21 protein-coding genes and 1 pseudogene are annotated in these 23,901 nt (G+C 50.6%); 15 read left to right on the top strand and 7 right to left on the bottom strand.

Annotated features, from left to right (window positions below):
• Positions 1-131: 131 nt before the first annotated feature.
• The 5 genes from F4555_RS01395 to F4555_RS01375 form a co-directional block, all read right to left on the bottom strand.
• Positions 132-935: a TraX family protein gene (locus tag F4555_RS01395; protein ID WP_115325544.1), complete on the bottom strand. Its 804-nt coding sequence runs from the start codon at positions 933-935 to the stop codon at positions 132-134.
• Positions 936-1,847, bottom strand: coding sequence for a sugar ABC transporter permease (locus F4555_RS01390; protein ID WP_004014770.1), 912 nt, complete (start codon positions 1,845-1,847; stop codon positions 936-938).
• Positions 1,844-3,247, bottom strand: a complete 1,404-nt coding sequence (locus tag F4555_RS01385; RefSeq protein ID WP_114990062.1) for a carbohydrate ABC transporter permease — start codon at positions 3,245-3,247, stop codon at positions 1,844-1,846. Before F4555_RS01385 ends, F4555_RS01390 begins: the two co-directional genes overlap by 4 nt.
• Before the next feature lie 112 nt (positions 3,248-3,359).
• Entirely contained in the window at positions 3,360-4,619 is a 1,260-nt protein-coding gene (locus F4555_RS01380; protein WP_255312808.1) for an extracellular solute-binding protein, read from the bottom strand.
• 170 nt (positions 4,620-4,789) lie between these two features.
• Positions 4,790-4,933, bottom strand: coding sequence for a molybdenum ABC transporter (locus tag F4555_RS01375; RefSeq protein ID WP_255312809.1), 144 nt, complete (start codon positions 4,931-4,933; stop codon positions 4,790-4,792).
• A gap of 37 nt (positions 4,934-4,970) precedes the next feature.
• Here F4555_RS01375 and F4555_RS01370 point away from each other — a divergent pair, with 37 nt between their 5' ends.
• The 15 genes and pseudogenes from F4555_RS01370 to F4555_RS01300 all read left to right on the top strand — a co-directional run.
• Entirely contained in the window at positions 4,971-6,560 is a 1,590-nt protein-coding gene (locus tag F4555_RS01370; protein WP_115325545.1) for an alpha-amylase family glycosyl hydrolase, read from the top strand.
• A 130-nt stretch (positions 6,561-6,690) separates the two neighbouring features.
• Positions 6,691-6,981 carry a hypothetical protein gene (locus F4555_RS01365; RefSeq protein ID WP_103759261.1) on the top strand — a complete coding sequence of 97 codons (291 nt, stop codon included), beginning with the start codon at positions 6,691-6,693 and terminating at the stop codon, positions 6,979-6,981.
• 909 nt (positions 6,982-7,890) lie between these two features.
• Positions 7,891-9,669, top strand: coding sequence for an L-fucose isomerase (locus tag F4555_RS01360; RefSeq protein WP_115325546.1), 1,779 nt, complete (start codon positions 7,891-7,893; stop codon positions 9,667-9,669).
• Between the two features lie 3 nt (positions 9,670-9,672).
• Positions 9,673-11,103 carry a rhamnulokinase gene (locus F4555_RS01355; RefSeq protein ID WP_115325547.1) on the top strand — a complete coding sequence of 477 codons (1,431 nt, stop codon included), beginning with the start codon at positions 9,673-9,675 and terminating at the stop codon, positions 11,101-11,103.
• A gap of 53 nt (positions 11,104-11,156) precedes the next feature.
• Complete coding sequence (locus tag F4555_RS01350; protein ID WP_004013014.1) at positions 11,157-11,810, top strand: class II aldolase/adducin family protein; 654 nt, start codon at positions 11,157-11,159, stop codon at positions 11,808-11,810.
• A gap of 16 nt (positions 11,811-11,826) precedes the next feature.
• Positions 11,827-12,252, top strand: coding sequence for an RbsD/FucU family protein (locus tag F4555_RS01345; protein WP_103758872.1), 426 nt, complete (start codon positions 11,827-11,829; stop codon positions 12,250-12,252).
• Positions 12,253-12,460: 208 nt separating this feature from the next.
• Entirely contained in the window at positions 12,461-13,684 is a 1,224-nt protein-coding gene (locus tag F4555_RS01340) for an ABC transporter substrate-binding protein (protein ID WP_004014759.1), read from the top strand.
• 50 nt (positions 13,685-13,734) lie between these two features.
• On the top strand, positions 13,735-14,622 hold the full coding sequence (locus F4555_RS01335) for a carbohydrate ABC transporter permease (protein ID WP_115325548.1): 888 nt from the start codon (positions 13,735-13,737) through the stop codon (positions 14,620-14,622).
• Positions 14,612-15,463: a carbohydrate ABC transporter permease gene (locus F4555_RS01330; protein ID WP_103758870.1), complete on the top strand. Its 852-nt coding sequence runs from the start codon at positions 14,612-14,614 to the stop codon at positions 15,461-15,463. The genes F4555_RS01335 and F4555_RS01330 overlap by 11 nt, the downstream gene beginning before the upstream one ends.
• A 40-nt stretch (positions 15,464-15,503) precedes the next feature.
• Positions 15,504-16,838 (top strand): alpha-L-fucosidase, encoded by a 1,335-nt coding sequence (locus F4555_RS01325; RefSeq protein WP_004017481.1) that lies wholly within the window; start codon positions 15,504-15,506, stop codon positions 16,836-16,838.
• A gap of 206 nt (positions 16,839-17,044) precedes the next feature.
• Positions 17,045-18,052: a LacI family DNA-binding transcriptional regulator gene (locus F4555_RS01320; RefSeq protein WP_311768803.1), complete on the top strand. Its 1,008-nt coding sequence runs from the start codon at positions 17,045-17,047 to the stop codon at positions 18,050-18,052.
• A gap of 239 nt (positions 18,053-18,291) precedes the next feature.
• Positions 18,292-19,647, top strand: coding sequence for an ATP-binding protein (locus tag F4555_RS01315; protein WP_004014750.1), 1,356 nt, complete (start codon positions 18,292-18,294; stop codon positions 19,645-19,647).
• Positions 19,648-19,992: 345 nt separating this feature from the next.
• Complete coding sequence (locus tag F4555_RS01310; protein WP_004013024.1) at positions 19,993-20,583, top strand: type IV toxin-antitoxin system AbiEi family antitoxin domain-containing protein; 591 nt, start codon at positions 19,993-19,995, stop codon at positions 20,581-20,583.
• Positions 20,580-21,428, top strand: coding sequence for a nucleotidyl transferase AbiEii/AbiGii toxin family protein (locus tag F4555_RS01305; protein ID WP_004013025.1), 849 nt, complete (start codon positions 20,580-20,582; stop codon positions 21,426-21,428). Before F4555_RS01310 ends, F4555_RS01305 begins: the two co-directional genes overlap by 4 nt.
• Before the next feature lie 112 nt (positions 21,429-21,540).
• Positions 21,541-21,660 (top strand): annotated as a pseudogene (locus tag F4555_RS01300) (integrase); the annotation flags it as partial.
• A gap of 178 nt (positions 21,661-21,838) precedes the next feature.
• On the opposite strand, the gene F4555_RS01295 reads toward F4555_RS01300, so the two are convergent.
• Complete coding sequence (locus F4555_RS01295; protein ID WP_115325550.1) at positions 21,839-22,609, bottom strand: nucleoside/nucleotide kinase family protein; 771 nt, start codon at positions 22,607-22,609, stop codon at positions 21,839-21,841.
• Positions 22,610-22,835: 226 nt separating this feature from the next.
• Positions 22,836-23,822 (bottom strand): malate dehydrogenase, encoded by a 987-nt coding sequence (locus F4555_RS01290; RefSeq protein WP_004014746.1) that lies wholly within the window; start codon positions 23,820-23,822, stop codon positions 22,836-22,838.
• Positions 23,823-23,901 lie beyond the last annotated feature (79 nt).

The following is a 23,901-nucleotide window of genomic DNA, read 5'->3' as shown; positions in this document are numbered from 1 at the left end:
CACGGGCTTCACGGTTCATCTGTCCTATTTCCTCTCGGTTTTGGCTACAGCTGCCAGGCTAGGCGCATCCCGGCCACTTCTATGCAGCCACCAGCAGCACCCTCATTATATCTACCCGGCATTGCCGACTATCACGGCATTAGGGCGAAAACCGAGCCAACCAGCAGCTCCACGGGGTAAATCGCATAGAGCCACCACCCGGTGCGCGGGTCAGCGTAACCCTTGGTCTCGTTGCGATAGTGCAGAAAAGCCACGCCGATAGCCGGCGCCACCAAGGCCAGGGCACCCACCAGACCGGCCAGCATCATCATGGTATTTTCCCGCAGCTCCAACAGGTAGAAAATCACTACCATTACCACCAAAATAGCTCCAACGGGCATCAGGCCTTGGCGGGTTCCCAGGCGCAATAGCAGCGCCCACAGCACCCCCGCCAGCGCGACCACCGCCTCCAAGGCAATCGCACCCGCAGTGGATCTTGCCCAGTACTTTTCCCGCCCCAGTTTCATGAGGCGCAAGACAATCAGAGCCAAGCCCAAGGCCCACACCGGGTTTTGGGATCCAAAATCCCAAGGTCGTCCGAAAGTGACCAAGTCATAGGGCACTTCACAAAGCAAAGCCAGCACCCCGAGCCGGCCCAAATACATGCCGAAAGCCTGGGTTTTACGAAATCCCTCTACCAGCAGCCACGCATAAATCGGGATGGCCGCCCAAGACACTAGTTCACAAATCACTGCCAGGGTCAGGGTGGTCATATCCTGGAAGTCTTTGCCGGTCGCGGCGGGCACCACCGCCGTGGATGCCACCTGGAAGAACAGCATAATACCGGCGATTATCTTCAGACGTTTCCCGCTGAGACCACGAGCTGGGCGCCCCAAATCCTTGGGGTTTACCCCCCCGGATTCTGGACGCCCAGTACGTGATGTAGAATTCTTCATTTAGCCCTTGACCGAGCCGGACATGGACTCTTGATAGAAGCGCTGCATGATGATGAACAGGATGGCAATCGGAATAGAAACCAAAACTGCTCCGGCCGCGAAACGGGCGAACCAGTTATGAATGTATTCCTTTTCCAGCATCAGCCACAAGCCCAACGCCACGGTGTAATCAGACTGGGTACGGGCAATAACCTTTGCCATTACGAAGTCAAGCCACGGCCCCAGGAAGCTAGTGATGGCCTGGAACACAATCATGGGCTTACAAATCGGCAGGATAATCTTCCAAAACACCTGGGAGCGGGTGCAACCGTCCAGGATAGCCGCCTCGTCCAAGGAACTGGGAATGGTATCCATGTACCCTTTCATCACATAAAAGCCCGCGCCTGACCCGGCCGAATACACCAAAATCAGAGCCAGAATCGTGGTGCCGCCGCCCGTCATACCGATAGCCTTCAGAATGAAGTAGATGGCGGAAACCGCCATGATGCCGGGGAACATGCCCAGAATCAAAACCACGCTCATGAAGGTGCGACGCAACCGGAACCGCATGCGACTCATGACATAGGCGACCATCAGCACGAAGAATACCGAGATTACGCAAGTGAAACACGCGATGATGAAGGTGTTAAGATACATACGCGGGAAGTCCATTACCGTTCGATCCGTAAAGAGCTTCACATAGTTATCCAGCGAGAACTCCGCCGGGAAGAAGGTCTTGGTGAAAGGCGCGGTGTCCTTGTTGAAGGACTCGGCCAAAACCCAGGCAATGGGAACCAGCCAGATAACCGCCATAATCGCCAAGAAAGTATGGACAACTACGTCCCCAATAATCCGCCGTTTACTCAGGGATCCCATGATGGTGGGAGCTGATTCGGCATGAGGCGCCATTTCTATATTCTGCGTTGTTTTCATCGGAAGGCCTCCTCGTTCTTGAAGGAACCGGATCTCCGGTAGGTAATCAGGGACACGACTGCCAGCACGATGAAGGTCATAATACCGATAACCGCACCCAGGTTGTAGTCATTCTTGTCCACGGTCAACTTGTACAGCCAGGTAATCAGCAAGTCTGTCTTACCGGCGGAATCCCCCACCGGAACCGGGGCACCACCGGAAAGCAGGTAGATAACATTGAAGTTATTGACGTTGCCGGTAAAGGTGGTAATCAAATAAGGGGTGAGTACGAAGATAATGTAGGGCATGGTAATCTTGCGGAAAATCACCCAGTTATTGGCACCGTCAATCTTGGCGGCCTCGTACTGGTCGGCCGGGATGTTTTGCAAAATACCAGTTATCTGCATAATCGTGAACGGAATCCCGACCCACAAGTTCACAATAATCACGGTGACCCGCGCCCAGGTGGCATTCGTGAAGAACGGCAAAGCCTCGTTAATCCAACCCCAGTCCAGCAACAAGCGGTTGATAGCACCTTGAGGCTGCAGCATTAGGTTAATTACCAGCAAAGACACGAATTGCGGCACTGCAATCGACATCGAGAAGCAGGCTCGCCAAAAGTTCTTCAACCGCGTAGTCTTGCGGTTAATCAGCATCGCCATGAACATTCCCAGGAAGAAGTTGAGGAAAGTGGCGAAAACAGCCCAAACCAGCGTCCACACCAAGACCGACCCGAAAATCCGCAGGTTCACGGTGCCAGTAGCGTTAGTGAAAATCGCCGCAAAATTCTTTAACCCCACCCAGTCGAACAGCACCAGATTGTTGTGGTCATAAGAAGTGAAGGCCATAGAAATCATGAAAATCAGCGGTAACACACTAAAGGTCAAGATTCCCAAGGTGGGCAGGAACAGGAAACCAATATGAGCCCGACCATCCAGCATTTGCGCAATATCTTCACGTAGGGAGGGAACTCTGTTGTGTGTCTTCGCTAGCATTTGTGCTTTATAGGCCGAACGCACCGAGAGATTCCACAAACCAACAAAAGCCAAGATAATCAGTATCGTAGCCACCCCGTAAAGCAGGATAACCACCGAGTTATCCCCTGCGGTGTACTGCCAGTATCCATCCACCAGGACTTTACCCTGCTTTTGGTCACCCAGACCCGGCAGTTTAGTTAAGAATCCCAGCCCGTTGGTGAATAAAAATACAAAAAATCCGATTTCCAAGATCAGGAACAGCAAGCCCTTAACTATCTGCCGGTGTGCCAGATTACCCAATCCGAAAACCACGGCTGACGCCTTAGTCAGACCGTCGCCCTCTTGGAAGGCTGCTTTCAAGCTGTAGGGCGAAGGCGAAACATAGTCTTTCCCCAGTTTCTTCCTAAGTCTCGCTTCGCGTTTTGAGGTTAATGTTGCATCCATTCGCGTTTCCTCATTTCGTCAAAAAAGACCGGTAATGAGCCTTGCGGCTCTGTGATAAGGCCGCTGGAAGGAAGGCTGTCCTTCCAGCGGCCTTACGAGTGATAATCGTGTCTTAGCCCTTCATTTCGGCCAATTGCTTCGACCAATCCGCCAGTTTCGCTCCGGCGTTATCGGCCGTGATTTCCTTGTTCACCAAGCCCTTACCGAAAGCAGCCGCCGGATCCCACCAGGAACCCATCGCGGAGATAGTCGGCTGCAGGATGGAAGTACCGGAAATCACTTCCATCTGTGCCTTTGCTGCGTGGTCGTCGGCTTTGATTACACTGGCCAAAGACTTGTCGGTCGGTACAATCCCGCGCATCTCATAGTGAGCCTTCTGAGCTTCGGTGGAACCGAGGAAAGCCGCGAACTGAGCGGCCGCCTTAGCATTCTTGGCGTTCGGATTGTAAGCCACAGCCTTGGAACCAGCGAAAGCGTCCATCTGCACATCCTTGCCATTCACCTTGAAGATCGGCAGTTTAGCAGCCGCGTAGTTGCTACCCAAGGCTTCCTTCACGTTTTCAGCATCCCAGGTACCCGAGAATATTGCGTCGGTGTCTCCCGCCTTCAAAGCCCCCAAGCCGGAGCCCTCGGCATCGTTCGTGAAGTTCGGGTTGCTGGCCAAGCCGACCAGGTACTTGGTGACAGCCGTCGCCGCCTCGTCACCATCAGCGAAGGTAATCCCCTTAGAGGCATCATCGCTCTTGTCCCCGAAGAAGGTCAGCCCCGCCCCCTTGGTAAAGAAGGACTGGATGTACCAGCCATTGTCCAGCGGGAAGGACACCTTGCCCTTAGCCAGCATCGCGTCCAGGGATTTCACGTCGTCAGCGCTGAACTTAGAGGAGTTGTAGTACATGAACCAGGTGTTGGAAGTGAAAGGCACCCCGTAAATCTTGCCGTCAGTACCGGTCACAGAAGCCACCATGGATTCTTCGTTCTGTTCCTTGACCTGTTTGGTTTCGTTCTCGCCCAACTCGCCGATAGCACCCACATCCTGCAGCGCGCCTAGCTGGTCATTGGCGAACATGTAAACATCGGCGGCAGCCGAGGCATCTTCCTTTACCTTCTTGGCTGCGTCGCCCTCGGATACCACGTCGTTCTTCCAGGTAATCTTGTATTCAGAGTGAGCCTTTTCGAAGGCTTCCTCCATCTTAGCCAACCACGAGCCATCACCTTGATCTTCTTGCGGAGACCATACGGAGAGATTAACATTCTCGGTGCCTCCCTTGGCCGCAGCGCCGCCCTTAGCGGCATCGCCGGAGCCACCACAAGCACTCATGCTGAGCGCCACAGCTGCCGCAGCAGCAAGACCCAGGGTTTTTTTCCAAGTCATCAACATTATTTTTCCTTTCGGTACGTGGAGAGCTTTTCTCTCCATTCTCAAGGAGCGCCGCCATGCCCCTCGTCTGACAGCCTCAGGTCTGGCGAAACGTTTTTCGTTGTTGAGGTTAGCACTTTTTAAACCTGAAAATGCCCATTTCGCAAACTTTAAAGTATTTTTACCTATTTGTGACTTTCCCTTAAAGTTGCCAGCTGGGAAACATCCGCTGTCAGTGTCATTTCGGCCAGCACCTCATGAAGCCGACCCGACGAAATCTGCCCTGCCCGCTGCCACCTTCCGCTAAACTTGTCACGGTTCCGTTTCATGAGGTGCCACCCAACAATCCAGCGTAAAAGGAGCATAATGACTGGCCAATATCCACGTCCCCAGTGGTTGGACAACGCAGTTTTCTACGAGATTTACCCCCAAACTTTCCAGGATTCCAACGGCGACGGGATTGGCGACATTCCCGGGATTATCTCCCGTCTAGACTACCTGGCTGACCTGGGAGTGACCGGTCTGTGGCTCAATCCCCTGTTCGACTCGCCTTTCAAAGACGCGGGTTATGACGTGCGCGACTATCGCCTGGTCGCACCGCGTTACGGCACCAATACCGACCTAGAGGAACTGTTCCGAGAGGCACATTCCCGAGGGATTCGCGTGTTACTGGACTTGGTGCCGGGGCACACTTCCGAGGAACACGCCTGGTTTAAAAACAGTGCCCAGCCGACCCCAAACGAATTTTCCGACCGCTATATCTGGACAAATTCCTGGATTTCCGGGGGCGATGGATATCCCTTCATCGGCGGAGAGGCCGAGCGGGACGGCACCTATATTCTGAATTTCTTCAAATGTCAGCCAGCCTTGAACTATGGCTGGGCACATCCGAAATACCCCTGGCAAGATCCGGTTTTGGGCGAGGCCGCGCGAAAAACCTGTGACGCAATGGTGGATGTGATGCGGTTTTGGCTCACTAGGGGTGCCGACGGCTTCCGGGTCGACATGGCAAACTCGTTGGTGAAACACGATGATGAAGGCAAACCCAAAACGATTGAAACCTGGAACTATATGTTTGACCAGATTCGCCCCGAATTCCCCGAGGCTGCCTTCGTCGCGGAATGGGGGGTACCCCACGAGGCTGTCGCCGCCGGATTTGACATGGACTTTTACCTGGATTGGCGCTGGGACGGGAATCCCAATGGCTACAACATCTTGCTGCGTAACACCGATACCCCGCTCTTGCGTGAAGGCGATGTGAGTTACTTTAATTCCGATGCCGATACTTCGGTGCGCGGATTTTTGGATCAATACGTTCCCCAGTTACGCTCAGCCGAGGCCGCCGGGGCGTTTTTCAGTCTGATTACTGGCAACCATGACACCTTGCGGGTTTCGCCGCGTCTGACCACCCGCGAACAAAACTTGGCCTGGGCGACGATTCTGACTTTGCCGGGCGTGCCGTTTATCTACTATGGCGATGAAATCGGGTTGCGCCACCAACTGCTGCCTACTAAGGAAGGCGGCTATGTGCGCACCGGCGCCCGCACCCCGATGCAGTGGGATGAAACCTTGAATCTGGGATTTTCCACGGCGGATCCCGGCACGCTGTATCTGCCGGTTGACTCTAGCCCCGATGTCCCCACTGTCGCCTTGGAGCAAGCCGATCCGGATTCTCTGTGGCACTCCTTGCAACGCTTGATTGCGTTGCGTAAGGATTTGCCGGCTTTGCGTGCCGGGGCGGGGTTCGCGGTACGTCCGGGTGGGGATGGTCGAATCTTTGCGTTCATGAGGTGCCAAGGAGACGACAAGCTTATGGTCGCGGTAAACCCCGGCCGAGAAGGAGCCACGCTCCACCTAGAGCCGGGCGAGGCACACGAACCCCGCTTTACTATCGGGGAAGTACACGTCACCGATGGCGAGCTGCGCCTCGAGGCGCAATCCTTCGTGATTTTGTAGTAAGGACTTGTCGTAACCGGTGCGATTTCGGTCATATCGTCTTGTATACAAATGATGTTTCCGAAATCGCACCGGTTACGTTTCGTATTCCGATAAAGTGCGGATTTAGGCTGCCAAGGTGACGGTTCGGGTGGCAAGATGTTTTGGTGAAGGCGGTAACTCCGCGTTGCGCTGGTCGGAACCATGCACCCACTGGTGGACAAATTCCAGGGTCTTTTCTAAATGCTATCCGCCGCTTGACCAGGCGATTCAACCGGGTGGTGTCGTCGAGTTCCAAGTACCAGATTTCGGTGAAATGCCAGGCAACCTGATTTCACGGCGTGCTTTGCGTCAACAAGTAATTCCTCCCTCGCTGATGACCAACTCTACGTCCCCGGTAATTTCGATTTCAGCTCCGAAGGATTCTTCGAGTTCCCGGTGAAAAACCGGGACATAGATACTGGCATCTCCTGATTTCTACACCTTTAACCGACGCCGCATCTCGGCATAACCGGCAGTATCAAAAAACCTCGGGCTGCCCTTTTAGTCTCGCAACTGTTCCGTCACCAACGCCCAATTCAACAGGTGGCAACTATCCATGGGCAGTAAACCGCCCGCTGGCTCGGTTTTCCTTGGCGTAACCACGGCACAGCGTGGCTGTTTTCTCGTTGGGCTTATCACCTTGCACTTCGCCCCCCCTGACTCGTTTAGTGTCGCTGCCCCGGAAAGCAAACTCCCTGGTCGCCGTAAGCAGCTCTGAAAAAACCACGGATTCCACCGCTCACAAGTCCATCTTAGGCGCTCCTCCTGGCACATTCTCAACGCCGAGAGTTACCAGTATGAAGTGCCACCAAAAGGCTCTTTTGGGCACCCGAACCTAACCTGATGACCTGATGTGAAGTCAACAAATTTACGCGTAGAAATGCCTTAGCACCAGGCAGTTTACAAAACTTTTCTAAAAGCTTGCACCACGAAGATAATTGATGTATATTGTAAACGTTAGCGCTAACATAAAATTTGAACAACGTACACAGAGGTGCGATTATGGTAACAGCAACTAGAACTTAGGAGCCGTTAATCTAACCTAGAAAACAACACTATTTCGCAACAGCGTCTCACAACACCGCATTGCGCTGTGGTGTTGTATAGATAATTCATGTAGCCACATTTTTACAATACACATAAACACTATTAGTGTGTACATTTTAATATCAAAAAAGTGAGATTAAGGAGGTGGCGCAAAGCGTTACATAAAGATGAACAATCTGAACGCACAGTAGCGTACTGTCTAAACATTCAACCCAGTGTATTTTAAAGTTGAAATGGTTCCAACAGAGAGGATTAAACTTATATGAGTACGAAAAAACCGATAATCGCTATTCGGCCGATCATTGATGGGAGGCGGCGTGGCGTACGCGAGTCACTCGAAGAACAGACGATGCAGATGGCAAAGACCGCTGCGGCCTTGATTTCAGAGAACCTCAAGTACACTGACGGTACCCCCGTCCAGTCCGTCGTAGCCGACCGTACCATTGGTCGCGCCGGTGAATCCCAAAAGGTTCGCGAGCAGTTCTCACCATTCAATGTTTGTGCAGAACTTACGGTAACCCCTTGTTGGGACTATGTGACCGAGGTTATCGACATGAATCCCGCTATTCAGCATGCGGTTTGGGGTCTTAACGCCACAGAACGTCCCGGTGCGGTCACTCTAGCGGCCGCTATGGCGGCCTATGCGCAATTCGGTATCCCCGCTTTCGGCATCTACGGCGAACATGTCCAAGATGCTGACGACACCCGCGTTCCTGAAGAAGTTAGAGAGAAAATTTTGCGGTTCTGTCGCGCGGCCATTGCGGTTGGTGAAATGCGCAACCGGAACTACCTCCAGATTGGTTCGCAGTGTATGGGTATTGCCGGATCCATGGTCGACCGCCAGTTCATGCGCGATTACCTCGGGATGGGCGTTGAATCCGTTGACATGATTGAAATGGATCGTCGCATCACCCAGGGGATTTTTGACCCTGATGAGTACGCGAAAGCGCGCGCCTGGGTCAAAGATAAGCTCCATAAAGGCGAAGATATCGTCAATCACAAGCCAGAGTATGCGCTCAGCCCTGAGGAAACGGAGGCGCAGTGGGATTACGTAACCAAGATGGTTCTTATCGGGCGTGACTTGATGGAGGGCAACCCCAAACTGGCTGACCTAGGATTCCATGAAGAAGCCGCAGGGCACAACGCTATTGTGGCCGGCTTCCAAGGCCAGCGTCAATGGACCGACTACAAGCCGAATGGTGATTTGTTGGAAACCTTTGCCAACACCACCTTTGATTGGAATGGTCCGCGTGAACCCCTGACCCTCGCTACCGAAAACGATGTCTTAAATGGCATCACCATGTTGTTCAACCACCTGCTTACCAACTGTACCCAGATGTTCTCTGACGTGCGAACCTTCTGGTCACCAGAGGCTGTAAAACGAGTTACGGGCTGTGATCTAGAAGGTAAAGCTGCCGCAGGATTCCTGGATTTGCGCAACTCTGGTGCCACCACCCTTGATGCCACTGGGGCTATGCAAGATGAAAACGGTAAGCCAGTGATGAAGGAGTGGTGGAAAGTAACTGAAAAGGATATTCAGGCAGCACTTGATGCCACCACCTTCCATCCTTCCAACAAGGAATACTTCCGGGGTGGCGGGTTTTCTACCCACTTTGTAACCAAAGGGGATATGCCGTTGACTATGGTGCGGATAAACCTAGTAGCACATAGCCTCCCGGTAATTCAGTTTGTCGAAGGGTGGAGTGTAGAGATTCCAGATAAAGCCCGTGAAATCATTGAAAACCGTACGGATCCAGCCTGGCCTACAACCTTCTTTACCCCCAGGTTGACCGGTAAGTACCCGTTTGATTCCACGTACAATGTCATGGATGCCTGGGGCGCCAACCATGGTGCCATCGGGTATGGCCATTTTGGAGCCGATTTGATTACGCTAGCGGCGATGCTGCGCATTCCGGTAATGATGCATAATCTCAGCGCTGGACAAATTTATCGACCTCGAAACTGGAATGTTTTCGGAACTGATAACCTAGAATCTGCTGATTATCGGGCGTGTGAAGCATACGGCGCTCTGTATCGATAATTTTTGGAGTTGGTTGTTGTGGATGTGCTCGCAATCGATATGGGTTCCTCTGCAATCCGTGCCTTTTTAGGGCATTGGAACACTGCGGAAAATGAACTGAGCCTGCAAGAAATTTACCGACAGCCCATAGAGGTGCAGGTGGACGCTGATAACCATCTGACATGGCCGGTGGCGCAGTTCGCCGAGATTGCAAAGAAATGTGCCGCAGTTGCGGCGCAAACTCTCGGCCATGCCCCGGACTCAGTTGGAGTGGACGGCTGGGGAGTTGACTTTGTCAAAATCTTTGCCTCTGGTGAATGTGAACCGCAGGCCGTGGCCTATCGAGATACGTGCGGTCACATCGGACAAGCAGCCTTAGACACAAAAATTACACGACGCCACCAGTACCGGTTTACCGGAGTGATGCCGCAAAACATTAATTCGGTAAACCGGTTAACTGGGGCGAACGCGGTGGGTAAAGCCCCGTACGCGGGCATTTTATTCCTCCAAGATATGATTACGCGTGTTCTGGCGACCGCTGACATTCCCGGCTGGGACGCTCCCGTGGCTTGCGCTCCCTGGGCTTCGCAGGGAGTAGCCTCTACATCGGCGATGATGGATGTCAACCGCTTTGAATGGAATACCGAGATTCTCAAGGCAGCAGGGATAGACCCCAAAATTCTGCCTCCTATCCACGGAGAGCCTTCATTACTAGTAAAACGTGGGCGAACCAATGTGGCTTTAAGTGGCTCCCATGATACGGCCTGTGCGGCCTACTGTATTGCCCCCAATGTAGGGGATATATTCGTATCTTGCGGGTCTTGGGCGGTGATTGGGGCAATAACGCCAAAACCCCTGACAACAGATGAAGCCTATGAAAAAGGTGTTACCAATGAGGCCGCTACCGGGGGGAGCAACCGCGCGGAGCTAAACCAGACTGGGCTGTGGCTATTACAAGAATGTCGTCGGCAATGGTCTAAAGAAGGTAAAGACGTGAGTTTTTCCCAGTTAGACAAACAATGTTGGGAAGCGAAATCTTTGGGGGTGTTCATTAATCCCTCGGATGCGGAGCTAATCTCTCCGGGCGAGATGCCGAGTCGGCTCCGGGCGAAACTGGAATCAGAGTTCGGTATTCTCGAATGCAGCGATGGACAACTGCTACGCACCATCAAAGAATCACTAGCACATTCCATTGTCGCCGGAATAAATGACTTGCGACACTTGGTTAAAAGCGAGGGGGTTGTACATATTACCGGGGGAGGCACTTACGACACTTTCTTGATGCAGGAAATCACAAATTTGTTGGGAGAGCCCGTTAGGCTTGCCAAGTGCGAGGCTTCCATCATTGGAAATATGTTGGCTCAGCTTCACGTGTTGGGGGTTCCCAAAGGGGCAACACAAAAATGGTTTGACACTAGCGACTATACCGAGATGTTGCAACCTGTTACGCTTTAAATGAACATTTGCTTTAAAGTGGTATTTATGAACAAACAGAAAGGATTAATGTAATGGATAAAGAAGAGGAAGTAAAACGCCAAGAAGTATGCGAAATTGGTATGAAAGTGTGGCAGCGCGGATATGTTGCAGCCAATGACGGAAACATATCGGTACGACTGTCTGACAACACGGTACTATGTACCCCCACCGGAATTTCTAAAGGTGCTCTAATCCCGGAAATGATATGTAAAGTAAGGCTTGATGGTTCGGTTATCAGCGAAAATCCACCTTACAAGACTTCTTCCGAAGTAAAGGTACACCTACGGCTCTACCAAGAAGACTCTAAGGTAAATGCGGTTGTACACGCGCATCCGATATACGCCACCGCCTTTGCTATCGGTGGAAAAGAATTGGTCAACAAACAGATGCCGGAAAATGTTCTAGCTATGCCGGTAATTCCAGTGGCGCCGTACGCAACCCCATCCACAATGCAACTTGCCGAAAACATTGCTCCGTTTGTTCATGGACATACCGGGTGTCTGATGGAAATGCACGGAGCTCTGTCTTGGGGTGGTTCATTACTAGCGGCCTACCAGAATATGGAACGATTAGAATACACGGCGCAGCTCACGTATCTTTGCGAGCAGCTCGGATTCAAGTCTCGGCAGCTTCCCGAAGATGAAATCCAAAAATTAATATCTATGCGTCCTCAATATGGGTTATAAATCGAAAGGTGCCTAAATGTTATACAAAATACCTCATATTCTTTCACCTGAATTGGTTAAAGTCATGATGGAAATGGGACATGGTGATGAAATCACGTTTGGGGATGCCAACTATCCCCAAAATGGCTCGACCCAAAAAGTTATCAGAGCCGATGGCCTGTTGATTCCAGATATTTTAGCCGGGGTTTTGGAGCTGCTGCCGCTAGATTTTTACAATGATTGGCAGTATGCCCTCATGAATACGGTCGAGGGTGATTCGCGTCCGGATGTTTGGGATACTTACGACAAAATTGTCAAAAATGCCGCACCCCAAGCCACCCTAAAGCTCTTCGAACGCTTCGACTTCTATGAACAAGCTCGCAAGTCACAAATTACCGTCCTAACTGGGGAAACAGCTCTGTACGGAAACATTATTCTACGTAAGGGGGTCATTATGCAGTAATCATAAATTATAACTATTATAGCTAGCTCCCAACGCTGTATAACATACGGACGTTTTAAAGAGGAAGCCCCCAATTCGGAGGACTCTCAAATACAGAAATAGCGAATTAAATTCGCCATGCCACCTCTCAGGAATATATTTCAACAATACGGCTAGAACAAATAAAACTAACCAATCAAGAACTACACAAAATGGAGAATATAAGATAATGAAACGAACAACATTAGTAGCAGCTATAGCAGCATCAGCTCTTGCTCTATCACTTACAGGATGTGGCGATAGCGCCAAAACAGCAGATGCGCGAACTAACGCCATGTATACATGGATTGCAAACGCAGGAGATCGTGCACAATGGCAGGCTTTTGTGGATGGCGTAAAGCAAGGTGATTCAAAATTTAATCTTAAATTTGAGGGTCCTTCTTTCCAAGAATATTGGACAAAAGTAAAGACACGTATGAGTGCAGCGGACGCACCATGCATAATGACAACACAAGCTGCTAGAGCACAAGAACTTAAAAATCTACTCACCCCCTTAGATGAATTCGTCAAGAAGAATAAAATTAATTTGAAGGAGTATAACGAAGCAATGCTAAAAGGCATGACTGTAGACGGGAAGCTACGCGCCATACCTTACGATGCAGCACCGGAAGTGTTATACTACAATAAAGATCTCTTTGACAAGGCTGGCATTAAATATCCGACAACAAATTACACATGGGATCAAATGGTCAGTGACGCAAAGAAGCTAACAAATGGAGACGTATATGGATTATCTTTCCCACCCATACTTGAGGGCGTAGCAGCTGTTATATACGCTAACGGTGGAATGGTGGTTGAAAATGGAAAACCCACGTTAACAAATCCAGTTACAGTGAAAGCAGTACAAGATGTATTTGACTTAGCTGCCAAAGATAAGGTAATGAAGGCTCCAGTATCTGCAGATCCTATCACAATACAAATCGATGCTTTTAAAGCAGGAAAAGCTGCAATGATTATAGCAGGCCCTTGGATGTACGATTCTTTAGCTAGCACTAAAGGGCTATCTTTAGGCATGGCTGTTATCCCATCTCGCGATGGCACGGCTATCGGAATGGTACAAGGGTCAGGATTTGGAATTTCAGAGAATTGCCCAAACAAAGAGGCGGCCTTTAAGAACATAATCAAAATGACAACAGCAAAAGTAATGCGATATGTCGCACAAAAGAATGGAAATATTCCAGCTATTGTAGACGCATTCGACGGATGGGCCGAGAGCAAAGACCCAGCTGATGTAGAAGCAGTCAAGATTATGATTGATAACGCAAAGACATTTGAAACAACAGAAAACTGGCAGCAAGTAGAGATTGGTTTTACTCAAAACGTTTCTAATGGGTACACCGGAGAAAAAACAGCCGAGGAGATTTTGACAACACTGCAAAATTCCATCAAGTAGATAAATTTTATCAATCTACATGACACACAAGAAATGAAGGTGAAATAAAGGTGACAAGGACAAGTCAAATTAATCCAGTTAGAGCATTACCTTATCTAGCCCCAGGTATGACCGGATTTTTTATCTTCATAGTAATTCCGCTCGTATTTTCATTTATCATTTCGCTTTTCAATTGGCAACTATACGGAATACCGACATTCGTCGGTATTAAAAACTACGTCGATTTATTCAATGGCACAGATTCTGCATTTATGAGAGTGTTATTAAACACAGCAATTTTCGCTGTGTTCTATACAACATTGAATCTCGTTTTATCGACATTAATCGCCGTATGGCTGCATTCAATAGGAGGTAAACTCGCTGGCTTGTTTAGAGTTATTTTCTTCGTCCCAGTTGTAACACCAATGGTCGCCAACGCGCTAATCTGGCGTCTAATGTTTGACGAGAACGGAGTGGTTAATGCATTTCTTTCAATCTTTGGTGTTTCACCAAGACCCTGGCTGGCCTCAGAATTCTGGGCGATGGTGGTGTTGGTCATGATGTCACTGTGGCAAATTATCGGATACAATATCGTTGTTTTAGGGTCAGGGTTAAATAACATAAATCCCTCGGTGCTTGAGGCAGCAAAGGTTGACGGTGCCGGCCCCTTCAAGCGATTTTTTAAGGTTATCTTTCCGTTATTATCACCTGCATTATTTTTTTGCACAGTAATGACTCTGATAGGTGCTTTTAAAATTTTCGCGCAACCGTATATGCTAACCAAGGGAGGTCCCGGCGACTCCACAACAACCATAGTTCTTTATCTGTACAATCAAGGATTCAGCTACGATAAGTTAGGATACGCTTCAGCAATAGCATGGGTGCTATTTGTTATTGTGATGCTAATAACCGCGCTCCAGTTTATCGGACAAAAGAAATGGGTTAATTATGATCAGTAACACAAACAGAACACGACAAAAATTCTCTATGGGAAGAATAATTTCCGTAACCCTCCTTGTTTTGCTCGGTTTTTTATTCATATTTCCCTTTATATGGATGTTAGCATCAGCATTAAAGCCTACAGAAGAAATATTAAACTCCAGCAATTCTTTATTTGGATCACGATTTGCCTGGGAAAATTTTGTTTCGGTTTTCACAGCTGTGCCCTTTTTACAGATTATTATTAACACATTTTTTGTGGCTGGCATAGGTTCACTAATCGCTTGTGTAGTTTCAGTACTTTCAGCATATGCTTTTTCTAGAATCGAATTTCGGGGGAGAGCACAGCTGTTTGCCGTCTACTTAGCGACGCTTGTGCTTCCCATGGAGGTATTAGTCGTCCCATTATACATTGGAGCAAACTCTTTAGGGGTTGTTGATACATATGCTGCAATAATAATGCCTTTTGCTTTTGGTGCTTTTGGTACTTTTATGCTACGTCAATTCATTTTGTCACTACCTAGAGACTATGAAGAGGCTGCTCGTATCGACGGAGCAGGACAGCTACGCATATTGATATCAATAATATTACCTTTGCTAAGAGGACCACTATCAATAGTGGCTGCTTTCGCTTTCATTGATTATTGGAACAATTTCCTTTGGCCGCTAATTGTAATTAACAGTGCTGAAAAAGCTACAATACCGTTAGGTCTACAGATGTTTAGCGGTGAGCGAGGTACAGACTGGGGCGCATTAATGGCTGCTTCCACTGTGTCAGTATTAGCTTCGTTAATAATTGTGCTTGCAATGCAAAAACAATTATCCAAGGGTATCAATATGGGAGCATTTGGTGGACGCTAATATACAAAATTATCACAATTGACTAGAAAAGGAATTTAAAATGGAATGGTCTGATTTAGAACGACCCACACCGCTCTGGTTCAAAAAAGCCAAGTTAGGAATTTTTGTACACTGGGGTGCTTACTCTGTTGCAGGATGGGCCGAGCCCACTGCAGAATTAGGAACTGTTGATGATGCTCGAGAGTGGTACACCCATAATCCCTATGCCGAATGGTATTACAACACAATCCGAATTCCTAGCTCTCCCGCATCTTTACACCACATAGAAGTGTGGAACGGCTGCCCCTATGATGATTTGCTCGATAAGTGGAACGCAGACAGCTTCAGTGCACCAGATGTTATCAAGCAATTCCGTGATGCGGGTGCCGATTATGTCGTACTCACTACAAAGCATCACGATGGCATTACCTTGTGGGATGCTGTAGGAACAAACGGGCGCAATACTGTCTCTCGCGGGCCACATCGAAATCTTGTTGCAGAATATGCTAATGCTTCGAGAAAATTAGGGATTCGCTTCGGAGCCTACTACTCCGGGGGATTGGATTGGTATGTACGTCCTTTCCCTCCGCATCTTTCTCATGAATCAGTAAATGAAACAAATCGACCTAATGATATAGAATATGCAAAGTACGTAGCTAATCATCTAGATCAGCTAATTAATCTATATCATCCTGATATTTTATGGAATGACATTAACTATCCAGATACGGCTAAAAACACAACCGAAACTTACGGATTAGGACGACTATTCGCTCGATATTATGATACCTGTCCAGAGGGATTGGTTAATGATAGGTGGTGTGTTCCACACGCTGATTACGTAACTAGTGAATACCAAATGTTCTTAGATAAAGAAAACCAAGGAATTTGGGAAAACTGTCGCGGCATAGGACTTTCCTTCGGATACAACCAACTTGAAGGACCAGAGAATGGACCTCACCCGCGTGAGATTATGCACACAATTGTTGATGCTGCTGTGAGAAATGGGCGCATCCTGCTGGGTGTCGGCCCCAAGGCAGATGGTTCCCTGCCTGAATGGCAGTCCAATGCTTTATCAGACATTGGTAATTGGATGAAATACGCACACCCTATTATCTCAAACATAGACAAACGCGGAAAATCTAACCCGAAACTAGACGGTGACGGATGGATTATAGTGGGCAACGATGGTAAACAAGAATACGTATTTGTAGCTCCCAGTAATCCTAAAGCTGACCATGCACATGTCACGGTCAGGCTAGATTTTCCCATAAAAAAGGCGATTTCTATCCCTGGTGTGTCCATTACCAGCCATGGTAGCAGTGTTTCTGTTGATTTTTCTAAAAAGTGGGTCGGCCCAGCCATCATTCAGATCGAATCACAAATGGAATGCTAGACTTTTTAAGTTCACTAGACAGGGCGGGAAGCCGCAGCTCATCTACTGCTTCCCGCCCCTTTTCAATGTACTCTAATCTAAACGCACAAAAACTACGTCCTATCTGCACGGATAATCTCGACCACCGACTCGACGTCATATAAACCGCAAAATTCAGAATTCCAACTCAGGCATATACCAGGGAATTCTGCTATAAACTGTATCGTGTGGTTAAAAATGTTTTGATGCGAGATGTAGCTAACTTAGCCGGGGTATCGTCACAGACAGTCTCACGGGTTTTATCCGGAAAAACCAATGTTAGCGACTCCACCAAGCACAGAGTCCTCCAAGCCGTAGAGACTCTCGGATACCGCCCCAACCGACTCGCCGCTTCCTTAGCATCGGGAGAATCTTCCCTGGTAGGGGTGCTACGTGTTGGGCACTTGTCCTATGGCCGGGCGCAATCGTATATCCATTTTGAACGTATCCAAAACTCCAATGGACTCTATGTCGTCTCGGCCTCCGTGGACTACGACGATCGTGACGACTGGAAGCGAGGTTTGGATTATTTACAGTCAATCCGGCTTAGAGCCCTGGTCATCATGAGTCAAAATGTCACTATCGCCCAGTACCTCAATCCTCTTTTACGACAGCCTACCGTCTTGGCCATGAACGAAGCGGATGCATCCTGCAAGCTAGCGCGGGTGGAGCTAGAACAGCTTCAATCCATGGAGAAACTCCTAGCGCATCTTTACAGCCTCGGATGCCGTCGAATAGTACACATCTCACCTGAGCACAACGAAATCGATGCCAACCTGCGATGCCAAGCCTACCTAGATTTTTGCGAAGTACATGATTTGGAACCATTCGTTCTAAAAGTTCCCGACTGGAGCTCCGAATCCGGCACTTACGCTGCGCAGCAGTTATCCACCTACACCTTCGACGCTATTTCGGCCGCCAACGACTGGATTGCTCTAGGTGTCTCTACCAAGCTTTTCAACTGCTATGGTATGCTTGCCGGCCGCGACTATGCTTTAACCGGATACGACGACACCGACTTCGCCCCCTATGTCTCCCCCGCCCTGACGACAGTGCGCCAAGACTATACGCAACTCGCTATTTCCATCTCAGCACAGATTGATTCTCTTTTGTCCGATAAAAAACCAGGATGCACCATACTAGAAAACACGCTGGTCATTCGAGAATCAACCCTAAACTACCAAGCTGCCCGGTAGATGTCATTTAGCCCAAACTCAAATGGCACCTCATGAAAAGCCGATAAAACCCGACTAACTAAGTGCCAACAAAACAAGGGTAACCCCAAGGTAATGGTTTTCAAACGTGCATGCAGTCGACGCCAAGACCTAGGAAACGTGCAAAAATGCGCTATGCTTACCCCTAGGAATTGTGTGTTTTCTGTGGGTGTTGAAACCTAGGAAACGTGCATAACTGGAGCGTTTATGGAGGTGAACGGGTGTTTCATCGTAAGGTTTATGATCAACTATTGCAGTGGAAACGTTCCAGCAACGGAACCAGTGCGATGCTAATCGAGGGTGCCCGGCGAGTGGGAAAGTCCACGGTGTCAAGCCAGTTTGGTCGCCAGGAATACGCACAGAGCCTGCTGATTGATTTCACCACGGTGTCACCCGATTTTAAGCAGCTTTTCTTGGATACGCGTTCCGATTTGGACAGTTTCTTTCTGTACCTTTCGGCCACATTCGCGGTGACCTTTAAAACCCGCGATACCTTGATTATTTTCGACGAGGTACAAGCTTTCCCGGAAGCACGCCAGTTTATCAAGCACCTGGTGGCTGATGGCAGATACGACTATCTCGAAACCGGGTCGTTGGTCTCGCTACGCAGCAGCGCGGAAAAAATCCTCTTGCCTTCCGAAGAAGAATCGCTACTCATGAAGCCCCTGGATTTCGAAGAATTCCTGTGGGCGCTAGAGGAACACGGCTTGGCTGAACTTATCGGGCAATGCTTCCAAAACAGTCGCCCCCTACCGGATGAACTGCACCGCAAAGCCACCCGATTGTGGAACGAATATATGCTGGTGGGAGGGATGCCGGCAGCAGTGGCGGCCTACGCGCAGGGACGCGACCTGGCCGGGGCACAAAAAGCGAAACAGCTGGTGGTGAAACTCTATCGGGATGACATCGAGAAATACGGTGGAACCGAAGCGAAACGGGTCAAAGCGGTGTTTGACGCTATCCCTGGCCAGCTCTCGAAACGGGAAAAACGGCTCGTGTACACCCAGGTCGATGAGGGATCGCGGGCGCGAGACTATCAGCTGGCGTTTTCCTGGATGAAGGATGCGGCAACAGTGAACCTGTGCACCGCCGTAACCGACCCCACTTTAAGCATGGAACTGAGTGAGGACGAAACCACCGTGAAATGCTACCTGGCTGATACCGGGTTGCTCACCAACATGGCCTTTGCTAATGACGAGGTTTTGCTGCAGGCCAGCCGACAAGTACTGCGAGGAGACGCGGATATTAATCAAGGAATGCTGGCCGAAAACGCGGTGGCACAACAGTTGGCGGCGCGAGGCCATGAGCTCCATTTTTATTCCCGCTATTCCCGCCAAGCCGCCGAACGTATGGAGATTGATTTTTTGATTAGCTGCCCGCACTGGAATGCTGCGGGGAAACCACGAATCAGTCCCCTCGAAGTGAAATCCGGAAAACGCTACACCACGGTATCCCTGGATAAATTCAAAGCTAAATTCGGGAAACGCGTGGGCACTCAATACGTTTTACACCCCGGTCAGCTCCGTGTTGAGAGGGAGAGAATGTTCCTGCCGCTGTATATGTCCGCATGGCTGTAGCGTTCAAAACGTAGCGCTAGCGGCGACTCGTTAGCGGGTTGGAAGACTGGAAAACTAGCGTCGCCGGGTTCATGAGGTGCTGGCCGGGGTTGCGGGCGATGTTCCGGGGTTGCGGGCAAGGGAAGTCAGGGATTTTTGTGGCGTTTGCGCTGGTGGTGAGGGTTTAGAAATTTCTTTGTGGGGTTGACCGCAAGACTCGCTGTTCAGGCAAATTCAAGCAGAAAAAAGCTCGCCACCCCGGCTGGCACCTCATGCACCCCGCCATGACGACCACAACCACAGTTTTTGATTTTAGCGCTTATTTCAAATATACTATAAGCACAATAGTCAAGAAAGGTGCACGTAGTGATTCCCCTTGATTTGCGCACACTACTGGAGCACGGTGGCAACGTTGTCACCACGGCACAAGCCAACCAAGCCGGAATCTCCAACGAACGACTGAGACTGTTAGTGAAATCAGGTGATTTACAACGAATAGCGCATGGTGTTTACATGGAACCTCATGAACTGGAAGACCGAATGTACACCTGGCAGCTGCGGCGAGCGAAACTCATCTATTCCCACGACACCGCTCTGTTCCTGCACGGCCTGACCGACCGTGACCCACTAAGTTACACCGTGACCGTCCCCAGTGGATACAACACCAGCGGACTGCGAATGGCAGGATTCACGGTATTCACCATCAAACCCACACTGCATGAGGTGGGGATTGGGGTGGCGGACACCGTGTTTGGAAACCCGGTGCGAGTCTATGGATTGGAGCGCACCGTATGCGACATTGTACGCAGTCGCTCCCGGCTCGACCCTGCGATAATTAGCGAGGCAGTGAAACGCTACGTCTCACGGCGCGACAAGAACCTGGGCTTGTTGATGCCCCTCGCCGAACAATTCGGCATCGCCAGGCTGTTGCGCACTTACCTGGAGGTATTGCTATGAAAACTTCAACCCAGCTCAAAGCCCTGATTCGTAACCTGTCGAAACAATCCGGCGTAGAGACCGAGGTATTACTGCGCGGTTTCATGATGGAGAGATTTTTAGAACGCCTCGCCATCTCCCGATACCGAGACAACTTTATTTTGAAAGGTGGGTTGCTAGTCGCTGCAATGGTCGGAATTAGCACACGCACCACTATGGATATAGACGCAACACTCAAAGGGCAATCCCTATCAAGAAATACCCTTGAATCAATCATGACCGAAATTGCTAATATCCCACTGAACGACAACATTCGGCTGAACCTTTGCGAAATTGAGGAGATCCACGAAGAGGCAGATTATCCCGGATTCCGAGTATCTATCGCGGCGACGCTGGATAAAACCCGGCAAATGCTAAAAATAGATATAACCACCGGCGACCACGTGACACCCAAGGAAATCGAGTACGGATTCAATCTAATGTTTGAAGACCGCCATATCCAGCTTTTGGCGTATAACTTGGAAACCGTGCTGGCCGAGAAATTAGAAACCATCGTAACGCGCAGCGTCGCCAACACGCGGATGCGCGATTTCTACGATATCCACATTCTCACCGCCACCCAGCCATATGACACCGATGTGCTGCGGACTGCCCTGACCAACACCGCTGAGAGGCGTGGCACCATAGGACAAATGGCCGACATTATGGTGGCCGTTGAAATGCTAGAAACCAGTCCGGTAATGGCCAGTCATTGGCAACGCTACCGCCAGAAATACCCCTACGCCCAACAAGTGTCATGGGAAACCGTCACAAACGCCGTCAAAACACTGGCCGTAAAAATCCAGGCCGTACATGATTTATCGTAAATAGCAAGTAACAAACCAACCGTTATTGTGAATGGCAGCGTAGTCCCCTAGCCAGCCGCCGAAGCTGGTTTCAAGGGGTTTGCGTCGCCGGGTTCATGAGGTGCTGGCCGGGGTTCCGGGCTGGATTGAAGGGTTTTACAACCGTAAACGACTGCATTCCAGTATCGGCATGATGCCACCCGTGGAATACGAACTCAAGATGAGTCAGACCGCCTGGAAACAGGCAGCCTAAACAACCAACCTGTCAACAACTTGCGGCCAACCCCAGTTTTCGCCTCGTACTCTCGGCGCTGCTCCGGCGACATTTCCGTCAGCCTCCGAGCCTGCGCTTCTTTCCAACTAATCATTACGCTTCCCCTCTTCACGACTGCGCGGGTAAAAGGCTCAGCACCGTTAGTCACGTCGCCAGGCTAGTCAATCAGGGTGATGATGCGAGTAGCAAGATATTTGGTGGAGGCAATGAAATCCGCGTTGCGCTGATCGGAGCCATACGCCCACTGGCGGGCAAATTCCGGGTCTTTGCCGAATTCTATGTGCCGTTTAACCAGCCGGCTCATTCGAGTAGCATCGTCAAGTTCGAGGTACCAGATTTCGGTGAAGAACTGGGCAACCTGGCTCCACGGCTCGCTTTGTGCCAGTAGGTAATTCCCCTCACTGATGACCAGCTCTATATCCCCGGTCACCTCGATTTCAGCAGCAATAGCTTCCTCAAGTTCCCGGTGGTACACCGGGGCATAAACGCTGCCATCCCCCGGTTGTTGCGCTTTGAGACGCCGCAACATCTCCGCGTAGCCAGTGGCATCAAAAGTTGCCGGGCTGCCTTTCTGGTTTCGCAGCTGTTTGGCTTCCAACACCCGGTTAGACAGGTGGTATCCATCCATGGGCAGTAAAACCGCTCGCTTCCCCAGCTTGGCGTTGGATTGAATTCCCTGACATGCACTCGGTTTATCGTTGGGATTAGCATCCAGCTGCACGCCGTGCAACTCGCCGTGCAACTCGCCTAGTGACTCGTCGAGTGACTCGGTTAACGACTCGTTTAGTTCTGCCACCAGGCGCGCCGCCAGGGTTGACTTCCCTGCCCCAGGCGCACCAGCAATTCCCAGCAGATGCCGCTGCCCCGGGACACAGAGCCGCCTGGCCGCCGTAACCAGCTCGGAAAAACTCCTCGTTTCGCAGTTCATAAGCCCATAATACCGGAGAGCATCAATTCTCGGTCTCAAGAGGAACCCCTCGGGTTCCGCAACCCCTCAATCCCCCCATTCCCCCGGATCCTCCAATCCTCTCGGGTTCCTTCGTGATAATTTGCACAAACAAAGTGGTGGGTGTCGGGACATTCCCGACACCCACCACTTCAAGCACCTCATGAAGCGAAAACAAACGCCACCAGGTGAATCACGCCCCCAGGACTTACAGAATCCCCAGGGACTTCACGGTGTCAATTTCTTCGGTGGCGCGCGCCGCGTTGAACGCAATCTTTTCTTTGGTCTTGGCGCTCAATTCCAGGCCTTCCACGATCTTCCACGCCTTGCCGTCCGAAGTCACCGGGAAGCCGTAAGACAGCCCCTCCGGCACGCCGTATTCGCCGTGAGACGGCACTGCGGCCGTAACCCAGTCACCCGCCGGGGTACCCAGCGCCCAAGAATGCATGTGGTCAATCGCCGCCGAAGCCGCCGAAGCCGCCGAGGAAGCCCCGCGCGCCTCGATAATCGCCGCGCCGCGCTTGGCCACAGTCGGTACAAAGTATTCATCCAACCAGGCCTCGTCCACCAGACCGGTCGCCGCCTTGCCGGCCACCTCACAGAAAGAAACATCCGGGTACTGGTCGGCGGAGTGGTTACCCCACACAATCATCTTTTTAATGTCGGCCACAGCCGCACCGGTTTTCTCGGCCAACTGGGAAATAGCCCGGTTGTGATCGAGGCGCATCATGGCGTTGAAACGATCGGCGGGCACATCCGGGGCAGAAGCCGCCGCAATCACCGCATTGGTGTTGGCAGGGTTACCCACCACCAGAATCCGCACGTCATCCGCCGCGTGGTCGTTAATCGCCTTGCCTTGCGGCCCGAAAATCCCGCCGTTGGCGCTGATCAAATCCGCGCGCTCCATGCCTTTCTTGCGGGGCATCGAACCGACCAACAGCCCGAAGTTACAGCCCTCGAAGGCCACCCCGGCGTCATCGGTAATATCAATGCCCGTCAACAGAGGAAAGGCACAGTCATTGAGCTCCATCGCGGTGCCCTCCGCTGCCTTCAAAGCCGGGGGAATTTCCAGCATTTTAATGCGCACGGGTTGATCCGCACCCAGCATCGCCCCGGAAGCAATACGGAACAACAGCGCATAACCGATATTGCCAGCAGCTCCGGTAACGGTTACATTGACGGGATTTTTTACCATAACAGGACTCCTTTGTATTAGTTAATCCAAATGCCCACGGGGGCATCACCAGGCTCTATTTTAGTCCAAGGTCGCCCCG

The organism is Mobiluncus mulieris (assembly GCF_014204735.1).
Lineage (GTDB): Bacteria > Actinomycetota > Actinomycetes > Actinomycetales > Actinomycetaceae > Mobiluncus > Mobiluncus mulieris.
This window is presented reverse-complemented; position numbering and strand designations above follow the sequence as displayed.